Source organism: Oceanobacillus sp. M60 (assembly GCF_053839645.1).
Genome location: NZ_JBSSNH010000003.1, coordinates 105,387 through 118,502, shown reverse-complemented (window position 1 = coordinate 118,502; position 13,116 = coordinate 105,387). Strand labels below are relative to the sequence as shown.

12 protein-coding genes are annotated in these 13,116 nt (G+C 37.7%); 2 read left to right on the top strand and 10 right to left on the bottom strand.

All coding sequences use genetic code 11. The features are described from left to right. Positions 1–5: 5 nt before the first annotated feature. From ACW0TQ_RS08485 to ACW0TQ_RS08440, 10 genes are all read right to left on the bottom strand, one after another. A complete protein-coding gene (locus ACW0TQ_RS08485) occupies positions 6–1,577 on the bottom strand; it encodes an acyl-CoA carboxylase subunit beta (RefSeq protein ID WP_455725551.1) in 1,572 nt (523 codons plus the stop codon). 67 nt (positions 1,578–1,644) lie between these two features. Next, positions 1,645–2,601 carry a hydroxymethylglutaryl-CoA lyase gene (locus ACW0TQ_RS08480; protein WP_455725550.1) on the bottom strand — a complete coding sequence of 319 codons (957 nt, stop codon included), beginning with the start codon at positions 2,599–2,601 and terminating at the stop codon, positions 1,645–1,647. 126 nt (positions 2,602–2,727) lie between these two features. Continuing rightward, positions 2,728–3,510 (bottom strand): cupin domain-containing protein, encoded by a 783-nt coding sequence (locus tag ACW0TQ_RS08475; RefSeq protein WP_455725549.1) that lies wholly within the window; start codon positions 3,508–3,510, stop codon positions 2,728–2,730. A gap of 38 nt (positions 3,511–3,548) precedes the next feature. Beyond that, complete coding sequence (locus tag ACW0TQ_RS08470) at positions 3,549–4,415, bottom strand: fumarylacetoacetate hydrolase family protein (protein WP_455725548.1); 867 nt, start codon at positions 4,413–4,415, stop codon at positions 3,549–3,551. 58 nt (positions 4,416–4,473) lie between these two features. Continuing rightward, on the bottom strand, positions 4,474–5,199 hold the full coding sequence (locus ACW0TQ_RS08465) for a GntR family transcriptional regulator (RefSeq protein ID WP_455725547.1): 726 nt from the start codon (positions 5,197–5,199) through the stop codon (positions 4,474–4,476). 325 nt (positions 5,200–5,524) lie between these two features. Continuing rightward, on the bottom strand, positions 5,525–6,952 hold the full coding sequence (locus ACW0TQ_RS08460) for an FMN-binding glutamate synthase family protein (protein ID WP_455725546.1): 1,428 nt from the start codon (positions 6,950–6,952) through the stop codon (positions 5,525–5,527). A 174-nt stretch (positions 6,953–7,126) separates the two neighbouring features. Beyond that, the gene (locus ACW0TQ_RS08455; RefSeq protein ID WP_339183440.1) at positions 7,127–7,297 is read right to left on the bottom strand and encodes a hypothetical protein; all 171 of its coding nucleotides are present in this window, start codon (positions 7,295–7,297) and stop codon (positions 7,127–7,129) included. A 19-nt stretch (positions 7,298–7,316) separates the two neighbouring features. Beyond that, the gene (locus ACW0TQ_RS08450; protein ID WP_455725545.1) at positions 7,317–8,483 is read right to left on the bottom strand and encodes a Ger(x)C family spore germination protein; all 1,167 of its coding nucleotides are present in this window, start codon (positions 8,481–8,483) and stop codon (positions 7,317–7,319) included. Continuing rightward, the gene (locus ACW0TQ_RS08445) at positions 8,476–9,585 is read right to left on the bottom strand and encodes a GerAB/ArcD/ProY family transporter (protein ID WP_455725544.1); all 1,110 of its coding nucleotides are present in this window, start codon (positions 9,583–9,585) and stop codon (positions 8,476–8,478) included. Before ACW0TQ_RS08445 ends, ACW0TQ_RS08450 begins: the two co-directional genes overlap by 8 nt. After that, positions 9,582–11,120, bottom strand: a complete 1,539-nt coding sequence (locus ACW0TQ_RS08440; protein WP_455725543.1) for a spore germination protein — start codon at positions 11,118–11,120, stop codon at positions 9,582–9,584. The genes ACW0TQ_RS08445 and ACW0TQ_RS08440 overlap by 4 nt, the downstream gene beginning before the upstream one ends. A 184-nt stretch (positions 11,121–11,304) precedes the next feature. Between ACW0TQ_RS08440 and ACW0TQ_RS08435 the strand changes: the two genes are divergently transcribed. After that, a complete protein-coding gene (locus ACW0TQ_RS08435) occupies positions 11,305–12,324 on the top strand; it encodes a DUF3231 family protein (RefSeq protein ID WP_455725542.1) in 1,020 nt (339 codons plus the stop codon). Positions 12,325–12,610: 286 nt separating this feature from the next. Then, a complete protein-coding gene (locus ACW0TQ_RS08430; RefSeq protein WP_455725647.1) occupies positions 12,611–13,111 on the top strand; it encodes a hypothetical protein in 501 nt (166 codons plus the stop codon). The last annotated feature ends 5 nt before the right edge of the window (positions 13,112–13,116 follow it).

Here is a 13,116-nt window from a genome sequence, read left to right as displayed (position 1 = left end):
AATACTTAACCTCTTCTGACTACTGTTTTCTTATCAGCAATTCCCTCCAGAGTATCCCTGTTTTCTGAATATAATTCGAAGCGATTTATCAAATCATTTCGGAGCCTATCCCCAGGTACCACATCGTCTATAAACAATTGTGATGCTGGGCTCCATACATTTATATCTTTGTTATATTTTTCTCTTTGCTCAATAATATATTTTTGTCGCTCTTCCGGGTCTTCTATAGATTGAATTTTATTAAAATACATTGCGTTAACTGCTGCCTCAGGACCCATAACAGCAGGTTGTGCCTGTGGAAGCGCAATACACGCATCGGGTTGCATGGAGGCGCCTGACATTACCACATATCCAGCGCCATAGGCTTTTCTCACAATAACTGAAATCCTAGGCACCGTAGCATTTGCTACTGTAGATAACATTCTTGCTCCCCTGCGGATAATCGCTTCTTTTTCAACTTTACTTCCAACCATAAAGCCTGGTAAATCTACTAAAAATAGTAAAGGGACATTATATGCATCACATAAAGATACGAAATGCGCAGCTTTTTCAGCAGATTCAGGAAATAGTACTCCTCCTTTTACTTTGGATTGGTTTGCCACAATTCCAACTGCTCTTCCACCGATTCTACAAAATCCTGTAATCAACTCTTTCGCATATAGTTGTTTAAATTCGAAGAAAGAATCAGCATCCACAATTCGATCAATTACAGCATACATATCCATTGGAACACGTTGGTTAGCTGGTACAATCTCTTCAATGTTTTTTCCAGGTAATGGATCTATAGACTCTGAAAGCGGAACAGTCTCTTTCCAATTTTGTGGCATAAATTCCAAATAACGTTTAGTGGCATCTAATGCTTCCTGTTCAGTTTTTACTAACATATCTCCAAGGCCACTAATTTGACTATGCATTCGTGCTCCACCCATTTCTTCCATGGATACTTTTTCTCCAGTTGCCATTTCTGCCATTCGAGGCGAACCAAGATAAACACTAGCGTTTTTATCTACCATGACAACAAAGTCGCATAGAGCTGGAAGATAAGCACTTCCTGCTGGAGAAGCTCCAAAGACGAGTGAGATTTGTGGAACATTTCCTGATATACGAGCTGTATTATAAAAAATTTTTCCCGCATGACGGCGATCTATAAAGGTATCAAATTGTTCATTTAAACGTGCTCCAGCAGAATCAATCATGTAAATTAATGGAATCATTCGTTTTTCAGCTAATTCTTGCATTCGCATTATTTTTTCAATCGTTTTAACTCCCCAAGTCCCAGCTTTTACAGTCAAATCGTTAGCGATAATCGCAACTTTTCGCCCATTAATTTTAGCAATAAGAGTAACAACAGCATCTCCAGGTAAAAACTGTTCATCGTTTTCACGTGCAAAAACGCCATCTTCAATTTCAATACTATCTTCATCAACCAAGTATTTAATTTTATCTCTAACAAATAGCTTTCCTTGATCTTTCAACTTTTGATAGTAGGGCCGATTCGATTTTGTCTTTATCTCATCCAATTTTTCATATACTTTTTGATCATGGCCGCTCTTTTTATTTAATATATCCTGTTGCATAACCTATCACTTCCTTCATTTATAATTAAACCGCTTACATAACTGCTGTTATGAAATGCTTTTACAATTAATTTGAAGCAATTCGTCGATAAGAATTTAAACTTCTTCCTTTAGATACTTTACTCGGAAGCTCTCTTCCAAGTATTCCTTCAATTTTCTCAGTTACTTTTAATAGCTTTTCAAGATCAATTCCAGTTGAAATGCCAAGTTCGTGACACATGTGAACTAAATCTTCTGTTGCAATATTTCCAGCAGCTCCTTTAGCCCCACTAAACGGACATCCTCCAAGTCCTCCCACAGAGGAATCATAGTGAGTAACCCCCATCTTCAATCCAACATAAGCGTTCGCCATGCCCATTCCACGAGTATCATGCAAATGCAAGATGATGTCTTTTTCAGGCCATCTATCCTGTACTTTCCCAACAAGCATCTCTGTGGAAATTGGGTTTGCCCAGCCAACTGTATCTCCCAACAGAATATGTTTAGGATTTTCACCAAACGAGTTTGCTTTTGCTATCGAACGTTCAATCAATTGGATCACAAGTTCCGGATTGGTGTCCCCCTCATACGTACATCCAAAAGCAGTCATAACTGCGATAGTGTGAACTGGTATATTAAATTCGTTCAGTGTACAAATTCGTTCGTCCATTTTTGTAAATGTCTCATTGATTGTTAAATTTGTATTCTTTACAGAAAAAGTTTCACTCGCTGTAATCTGAAGTACGCCTTCTAAATCAAATTTCCCAGTGGCTTGAGCTCTCTCAATTCCTTTTGCGTTAAGATAGACACATTGATATTCTGTTTCAGGATATCGTTTAAAACCCGCAGCGACCTTTTCCGCATCTGCCATTTTAGGGACCCATTTCGGACTTACAAAAGAGGTGACTTCAATAACTGGAAAATTACACTCTGAAATCATATCCACTATTCGAATTTTATCTTCCGTTGATACAGGTGCTTCTTCTATCTGCATTCCTTCCCTTGGTCCAACTTCACGTATTATTACCTTTTTAGGAAATGCCAACTTAGTCCCTCCTATAAAACCTTGTTCTTTGCTTCTGAATTATTCAACGAAACATTCAGTATACTAATAATGTAAATAAAATACTGCTGATTGTTTCTTTAGTTTCTTTCACTTATTATTTAATTTTTAATCTATGTTTACCACAACATTCTTAGGATTACGGGCAGTTAAAAATTCAATTGGCTCTGTTTTACTTGGATTACGTTCAATATGCGGTAAATAAGCTGGAACTCTAAGGAAATCTCCTTGGTTATATTTTTCATAATCTTCATACTCTTCACCGTATAGAAGTTCAGTGGTACCACTAATAATAAAGCCAGCTGTTTCTGCTTCTCCATGATGATGTGTTCCTGAATCCATCGCAGTTTCACCAGTAACGCGACCAATCCAAAGGTTAGGAGCTTGAACTGCTGTTTTTCTTGGCATATTTTTCGTTTGACTTGTTGAATCCATTAAATCAGAAGACTTCACAATTGAAATTTCTTCTTGACTATTGTCATTTCCTGAATTTATAACACTTTCATCTTTATTCAGATATTCTAACTGATAAGACGGAGCCATAGTGGTAATAATTTGAAGCGGGGTTGCATCTTTATTATTTTGATACATATATGGTTGATAAGATGGTATATAAATGAAATCGCCTTCATTTAGTTCTATAACTTTTTTATATCCTTTTCCGTAGAAAAACGATGCTTGTCCATTTAATACATAATGGACTGTATTTGATTGTGCATGATGTTGTACATTTGATTCAGCACTGGGAGCAACTGTCAAACTTCCCATCCAAATTTTCTCTCCAACTGCTCCAGATCTCCAAGTAATATTCTCTTGGCTAGTATCCAAAACTTGCAATTCATCCTTTTTGGTGATACCAAGTTTACTATTATCTATCTTATTCTCTAACATATTTTCACCTCATTAAAGTCTATATTTTGTATTATAATCTAGACATAATCAGCAACAACCTTATTTTTTATTTTGCCAATTTCAGCTATTTCAATTTCAACTACGTCTCCTTGTTTTAATAAAATCGGTGGATTACGTTTAGCCCCAATTCCAGGGGGTGTTCCTGTCAAAATAATATCTCCAGGAATAAGAGTCATCGCTTTTGAAATTTCAGAGATAATCTTATTCACTGAAAACATCATTAAACTTGTATTACTAGATTGGACAGTTTCTCCGTTAACTTTACAAGTTATATCTAAATTTTGAACATTTGATATCTCATCTTTTGTGACAATCCAAGGGCCTGTCGGGCAGGACTTGTCCATGCTTTTCCCCATAAACCATTGGCCTCCATGAGCTTGTTGTACATCTCTTGCAGATAAATCATTGGCGCACATATACCCAAAAACATAATCTTCCGCTTCTTCTTCAGAAATTAATTTCCCTTCACGTCCAATAACAACTGCCAGCTCTGCTTCATAATCAAATTTATTTGTAAAATGTTCTGGAATAGGGATCCCTTCATAAGGACCAGCAATAGTTCCGGTTGCTTTTGTAAATATTGTCGGCTTCGATGGCAAATCGATATCCTGTAGTGCTCTTTCGTTAAAATGTTCAAAGTAGTTCCATCCAACGCACATAATATTTCGCTTCAATTTAGGTATTGGAGACAATAGATGCTCGCTTTGAATTTCTCTACTTTCAACATTAGAATGAATAATTTGGTTAATTCTATTAAGTCCTTCACTTCCTGCTTTGATAATTGATAAAACGTCTTGAAACTCATTACTAATATCAATTATTGCATTATCTTTAATTACCCCTACACTTATTTGATTCTCATTACTATAAGAAATAATTTTCATTGAATTTTAACTACCCTCCCAGTATATACTGCTTAAATTTATTTATTTTACTAAAATTTTACATATTTGTAATTTTTTGTGTTTCTGATAAACTAACTGAATCTAAATCTTTATAAAATTCTTGTTCTGTAAGTCTTAAAATTTCTTTTCCTGCCCGTGCTTTATGTTTCAACATATTTCTTTCAGCAGATACACTGTCGCCTTCTAGTAAAGCTAAATAAATTTCCTCATGTTCTTTAACGGAAAGTTTATTATGTTCATCATTTTTTTTAAATAGCGAAGGGTAGCGATTGGTGTTTTTCCACAAATCCTGTATTGTTTTAACCAGTAATTTGTTTTGACATTTGCTATATATTTTCATATGAAAATCAATATTTAGTTTCTCAAACAAGTCATAATCCTGTTTTTCTATTGCACTGTATGATTCCTTTACTATATGTCGAATTTCTTCAAAATCTTTTTCCTCTAAATTATTTGTTGCTAACCTAGTTGCGAATCCCTCCAATTCTATTCTTAATTCAAAAATATCTTTAATATCTTCTGATGATAACGTGCTAACAACTGCTCCTACATGTGGTTTGAATTCAATTAAATCTTCAGAATTCAATTTATTCATTGCTTCTCTTACTGGGCTTTCGCTACTATCAAACCTTTTTGCTATCTTACTAATTACCAATTTTTCTTCGAATTCATACTCACCTTCATATATTTCTTTTTTTAATGTTTCGTAAATTATATCTTTCTTGGTTTGGTATCCCCTCACGTCAACTACTCCTTTCATCATCCTATATCATCTAACCTACATCATATATGATATATTGTCAATGTAATTTTCTAATTATTTTAAATGATTTATAAATTCATAATCAAATTAGAATACAGCGATACAATTTATTTTAATTTGATTGCCAACTAATAAATTTGACTAAAGAGGTTTTAATAGTTAAGCATATAAAAATATAATATATTTTTTCCTAAGAAAATATAATTTGATAAGTTCTATTAATTTTTCACTAAATAAAGTAACCTCTCCCAAAATTTATCTTGGAGAGGTTACTTTATTTAAAATACAACAACAAAATAGATGAAATAGGTATAAATTTTAAAATCTAAAGCTCAATCATCGGCTCCTCCTTCTTCTCAGAATCTCCCTCATCCGAACAAACACTATAAGGAACATCAAAATCCCGGGCAACAGCCTCATCATAGGCCACAAGATCATCCTTCGATAATTCCGATAATGCTTTTTTTCCCATCATCCGAATCCCTTCTTCCATTTCTTTTACCGAAGCATTAAAATAATTGACTAATGCCTTCGTCCCTTCCTGTCTGTTGAAGTCATCCTTGTATTTGCCATCGTACCAGACAACCTGTGTCGGCGGTTCAAAGGGCACAGCATTTAACACCTGCTTGTGAGAGACAGTAAATAAAACAGCCGATCCTAAATAAACAGCATCCGCCCCTAATGCCATTGCTTTTAAAAATTGTCCCGGTGTAAACATTCCGCCCGAAATAATCAGACTGACCTTATCTCTTGCCTTCTTTTTTTGCAAATGCTGATGCGCCCGGTGCAGACCGTGAATGGTAGGAATCCCAAAGTCCTCTGATAAGATTGGCGGTGCTCCGTGGGTTGCTGCCTGTGCGCCATCTACAGCAATATAATCTACGCCGATTTCTAATAAAGCATCAATGTCCGCTTCTATTTTTCCGCCGGCAGCAATTTTTGCTCCAATCGGCACGCCGTTAGTCAATTCTTTTAACTCCTGGACAAGGTTTTTAAAATCTTCTAAGGTTTGATCCTTAAAAAAATGATTATGAATAATGGCCTCTTCTCCATCATCCAGGTTTAAGACCTTTCGAATATCTCCTTGAAGTTCCTCTGCCGGAATCACAACACCGGAGCTCATCAAAGCACCTTGGCCAAATTTTATTTCAATCATCGATGCTTTCTTGATAAGCTGTTCTTCCTTGGACCAGCTTGTCTTGGAAAACTGCAGGATATACTTATCTGTTCCATCGATTTCTTCCTCCATCACCCCGCCTTCTCCAGAATTAAGTGCGGTGCCCAGCTGATTTACCGCATCAGACAGCGCCAGTCTCACTTCTTTGCTTAATGCAATCCCGTACGCCATCCCGCTGACCATTAAGGGAATATCTAATTCCATTGGCTGCTTGGCCTGCGGACCTATCTTCACCTTTAAATCTACCTGCTCCGTATATTCTGTTGGGAACGCGGCTACTTGGGCCGGTATAAATGTCAGCATTTCAAAATCCGGCCACGTTTTGGAAGAACCAAGCGGACGGTGCAAGACATCGCCAGATTCCGCCCGTAAATTATTCTCAAAGGTTCGCTGGATCCCCATATGTTTAAAACCGGTTACCATTTCAAATAAATTCTCTTGATAACGATCTTCCATTAAGGTTTTCCCATAATGATCAACCATCCTTTTTATCAAATGGCGTCTCATGATAAACAACAAAAAACACATGATAATAAACAGACTAAGCAGAATAAGAATAATGATATCGAGCACCATCTGTACACACTCCTTTTTCTCCAATTTACATCACAGGTTGCTTTGTCTTGCAGTTCTCGGTGTTGAGTATTTGGACGTTTCCGAAATAACAATTGATTAACTGCCCCTGCTTCGCTGCTGTTATCTTCCGCAAAAACGGAACATAATCTGTTTACCTGCCAGCATCTGCAGGGGTCATGTTTTTTTGTTTTTATTTTCTTCATATCTGCTATGCTTCCACGGCGGGTCTCCATATTCATGCAGCTTTTGATTCACTTTATAAATAACATACGGAACCAGGAAGGATAATAAGGTACACAGCAGAATTAAATAATTAGGTAATATGCCTGTCAGTTGATCCCACATAAATACGTCACTTCCCTTCTTAATCCCTTGTCTGATCCATGGTGCCTGTTGCACGGACAGTGGCATCTACCGTTACATTTATGGATGCATTCTGAAAGATATTTTCGCCTTCGTCCCAGTTATCCTTTACTTTCAACCACTCTTTGTAATCCCTTTCCTCCATCATTTCTCTAAATCCAAAAAAGTCCATTCCTATTTCCTCTTGTGCCTTTTTTATGATATTGGATGTGATTTGTTCCATCCTTCCGCTTATCAGTTTATCTAATTCATTGAAATAGTCTTTACTTAGCAAGGAATTATCGCTAAACACTTCGGCAATATTACCCTCTGTATCAATTTCTATATCAATGTTCAGTTTACCCGTCTCATCTATGTCCATTTCTATGTTACTTTTTGCACGCTTAATTTCATAAACCATCTCTCCATCATTACTCTCAAATTCAATATAACCCCCTTTTAAATCTCCTGTTATTAAATTGACGGAAACAATCTCTAATCCACTGATAACGTCAACTAATTGATTCGTCTTTCCATTAAAGACACCAGCTCCGTTAAACATCATTTTTCCATCTGATGGAACGACTCTTGGAATAAGGTAATTATTTTTTTCTAACATGTATTCATTTAGGTCCCCTATTCGTAGCGGTTCAATCAATGCTCCTGATTTATCCATATTTTCATTTACCCTGTCAATATGCATCGCAGGAAGCGGCTCTATTTGGGATTCAATTTCCAGCAACTCTTTCGCCTTCTGGTCGGAAATGATCACTTTGGTTTCTCTTCGCATCTCGGGGTCACGAATAAGTAAATCCATGCTATTTGCAAATATTTCTGGTTCCCTTGCTAATTCTTCTGAAACCACGATTAATTTTAAATGCTCATAAAAGGGAGGATTGCCCTGAATGAGTGCCATTTCCCGAGTTATTTTAAACAAACTTTGACCGCTAATAGATAGGTTGTTATAAGGAGTATCAGCATTGTTTCCGCCTTCGCTGGGAGTGCCTAACCCTGAAGGAACAACAAACTGATCTGTCATTGTTATAATTGGTTTATCTCCAGATTGTTCTTCTGCTAAATCGAGTGCAACACCAATCACAAACCCTCGTTCTTCAATATTCACTTCATCCCAGCATCCGGCGAGCAGCAAACAAATACAGCCAAAAAGGAATAGATATGCTTTATTCATTTCGCTTCACCCCTCTGATTTTAGCAACTGCCGTCAATAGAATAAGCACCGTGATGTTCAAAATAAGCATCATCCAACTCATTACTGATCCTAATAAATCCACTTCCATGACATCTTGCGGAAACATCCCGACAAAATATATGATAGGTGTTAAAATAAAAATAATTTTTAGCTTCTCCGCATTTTCGAAAATGGCATTCAATGCAAAGACCCCAATGTCCATAGCCATTGTTGCCGTAATAAAAATAGCCATAATCCATATCACAAAGAAAACCGATTCAAACCGTTCAAAAAAACCGCCGGGTATCTCTACCACCTTTGCCAGCTCTATCGTCGGATAGAGTAAATTAGCTGTAACAGCATTCCCAAAGACGCCAACACACATGATAAAAATCATCATATATAATCCAACTGGAATACACATACCAAGCGCAGCTGCCTTTGGTGCTTTTTTAGGTTTATCAACCAATGAAAGATAAAACCATAAAATTCCAAATCCAAGATAAGAGATGGCTCCTGTATTCGCAATCACCTGCGTATAACCAGTTATGGGGGTCTGTAATACAGGCATTAAGTTTCCAGTGTTCAACCAGCCAACATTAAATACCACGATGATAAGCGCTATCGAAAGAATAATCGGCATAAACATCATGTTGATTCGAAACAACCCAGCGCGTGATCCCGAAACAGCATAAACAACTACCAGCAAAAAGGTTAGTGCAATCACTTCAATTGGTGTACGGTCGAATAAATATTGCTGCGATATATTACTGATTTTACGAATTTGATAGGCAGTGACAAAGATGGAGAGAATCGCAAACATCAGACTTAAAACTATCGCTACTGGTTTTGTTACGATTTTGGAAGCGTAGGTAAGGAAGGTTTGCCCTTGAAATCCTGACGCAAATTTAGCTATTGCCCAAGACATAAAAACAGCAAATAATCCGACAAGGAGCAAGGGGATCCATCCATCAGCCCCTATCGTTACAGATGCTAATTGTTTTGGCATCGAAAGAATCCCTACTCCAATAACAATGGATGGGATAGCAATCATGATATCTCTTTCACTAATTCTTTCATCTGCATATTTAAACCTTTTCACTGTTTACGCTCCCCTTTGTTCATGAGCTTTTTATCATTGGTCTGCATATAGACAGGCCGTTTTTTCAGCATTGCAATCGGTGCACGTAAAACAAGGTCCTTCCAATCATTCATAAAGCTTGGTGCAAATGGGGTAGAATACGGAACACCAAAGCTCATTAAATTCACAATATGAATATTTATCATAATATAACTGAGAATGATTCCATACAGACCGAATACAGCAGCTGCTCCCATCAACCCAAACTGCAGGATTCGAAATGTGATGGCAATACTGTAGGAAGGCAAAGCAAACGATGCAATGGCATTGAGCGCAACGACAATGACCATCACAGGGCTGACGATCCCAGCGGAAACTGCTGCCTCCCCGATAACGAGTCCACCAACAATGCCGATGGTCTGCCCAATCGCAGTCGGCAGCCGTAATCCAGCTTCCCGCAGCAATTCCATCGTTGCCGTCATAATCAATGCCTCCATAACAGGCGGGAAAGGAACCTCATCTCTGCTTGCCGCAATGGAAAATGCTAAATCAGATGGGATCAGACCTGGATGATAGGATACCAATGCGATATAAAGAGCCGGTAAAAATACGGAAATAAAAGCTGCCAGATAACGCAGCATTCTAACCAGCGTTCCAAGAGACCAGCGCCAATAATTATCCTCAGGTGACTGCAGCAAGCTTCCAAAAGTCGCCGGTGCGATTAATACAAATGGCGTACGATCAAGGAGAATGACCACTTTTCCTTTAAGAAGCGCCTCAGAAGCCTTATCTGGTCTTTCCGTATTTAAAATCTGCGGAAAAGGAGATAAAAAGCTATCCTCAATCCATTGCTCAATATAGCCGCTTTCCGGTGCATCATCAATATCAATTGTTTCCAGTCTTCGTTTTACTTCATCCACCATATCGGGATTCACAATACCATCCATATAGGACACAACAAGCTCTTTCTTGGAGCGTCTGCCGACTTTATAGGTGTTGAAACGCAGATTAGGGTCCGCAATATATCGGCGGATCATCATGGTATTGGTTCGTATATTTTCGACAAACCCCTCTTTGGATCCGCGAATCAGCGATTCCGACTGCGGCTCCTCGATAGCACGACTTTCTCCGCCTATCGTATCCATGATAAGTACTTGATCCACTCCATCTAAATAAAGCACCGTATTTCCGCTTAAAATGGCATTCGATACATCATCTAACGAGTGTCCCAATTCGATGCCTGTTACCGTAATAACTTTCTTATCAATCGCATCAAAAAGCTTCTGTTTGTCCTCAGGCAAGCCCGAAGCATTTTTCAAATCCTCCATAATATGATCATAAATGTAGACATTATCCACGATGCCATCGATATAAACAATTGCGATTCGATGATTCGTATTGCCAATAGTGAATTCACGTATTACTAAATCACTTGGATTCTCGAGCATTTTTCTTATATTATCCAGGTTATCAGCCAGTTTTGTTCCGATTTCCAGAGAGAAATTTTCTTTTCCACTTTTCTTTTTATTTTGCCAATAGAAAGATCGTCCCAACATTATCCCCTCAAGTCATCTGAAATAGTACGTGTTCAAAAAGGAGGAGAACCCAGACTTTTTGAACAACCTCTAAAAATAGTTACTCCTCTTCTTTTTCCCAATAGGACCTCATTTATGTATAAAATATATCCAGCTGTAAAATCTAAACCTATCTATATCGCCTGCGAAAGGGGTCACAAATCAAATGGATGAAAAAAATATACATTTAACTGCTGCCGAGATTGCTTCAGTATGGACAGGATATATGAATGATACGCTGGCAAAAAGCATTTTAAGCTTTATGTTAAAGCATATGGATGATCCTGAAATAAAGCCTGTTGTCCAGCATGCCTATGACAATTTCACAAAACAAATAGACCAGCTGCATCAGATTTATGAAGAAGAGAACTTTGCAACTCCAAACGGATTTACAGAGAAGGATGTCAATATGAATGCTCCCTGGCTTTTCACCGATGTTTTTTGTTTAACCTATGTGACACATATGGCAAGAATTGGAATGATTACTTACAGCGGGTTTGTCACGATGAGTATAAAAAAAGAAATTCGGGATTACTCCATACAAGCGCTTCAGGACATGACTGCACTCTATGATCATGCTGTGGAAATTGCTTTAAAAAAAGGAATCAATTCAAGGCATCCCTATATTGAGCCTCCAAAACAAATCGATTATGTAGACAGCAAAAAGTATTTCAGCGGACTTAATCCATTTAGTGATAAACGTCCGTTAAACGCGATTGAGATATCTCATTTATATATGAACATCCAGACAAATGAGATGGGAGTCAGGTTATGTCTTGCTTTTGCGCAGACCTCCCCTTCCAAAGCGGTGCAGGATTTTATGATCAGATGTAAAAATGTTTCTCAGAAACATATAAAAATATTCGTGGATAACTTGATGGCCAATGATATTGGAGCACCGCAAGTACCTGATACAGCAGTAAGTGACTCTACAACACAAACTTTTTCAGATAAATTAATGATGTATCATATGTCCTTGCTCATGTCTGCCGGGATTGGAAACTATTCCACTGCCGCTGCAGCTAGTCAGCGAATGGATCTGGCTGCGAATTATGAACGGCTGTCTATGGAAGTTGCTAAGCTTGCAAAAAGCGGTGCCGATATCATGATTGATAACAATTGGCTGGAGCAGCCTCCAGGTACGAGAAATCGAGAAAAACTGGCAAAGAATAAGGAGAAGAATTGATACCATTTATCATTTTGAATCATACGGAAAAAACATCGGCTTTTGCTGAATTGCAAGGCCGAATTTTTTCTTGAAAAATCAATGATTTACCTAACAAGCATCATTAAACAAGGCAGCCGGTTATCATTAAGGCAATTTGGTCAATAAAAAATACATCTTCACAAATTATCTCCGTTTAGTTGTTGAACCTTACCTTACTCTGAATATGGCTTTTATACCAAAATGAAACTATCGAAACAGCCCTTCCTGAATGGATGATAAGAAAATTAACAAAGTGGGTGAACCAATGGGGACGACGTTATCAAGAAAAAGCAAGAAGCTTGAAGCAGTGCTTTGGAGCATTGCTCTGCCTGGATTTGCTCAGTTACTAAATGGTTATTATATAAAGGGAATTCTGTTTATTGGATTGGAATTCTTAGTTAACGTGATGGGAAATTTGAATACAATTATTGTATTGAGCTTCAACCTTAAAATCGAGGAAGCCATCGCACAGACCAACTATTTATGGTTAATGTTTTATCCGTGTTTATATTTCTATGCGATATGGGATGCTTATAAAAATGCTGGCGGCGGGGAAAAGGCTTTTGCATATCTGCCGCTTGTTTTTTCTGCCTATTTTGGTACGATTGGCGTCATTTATTCGCCCACCTTCACCATTGCCGGTTACTTGATTGGTCCATTATGGCTGCCTATTTTGTCTACACCGGTCGGTTTAGCAGTCGGCGGACTGATCAGATGGATTTTATTAAAAATATATACGGACAGAGAAACTGAAGAGGTTCTCTAACCATG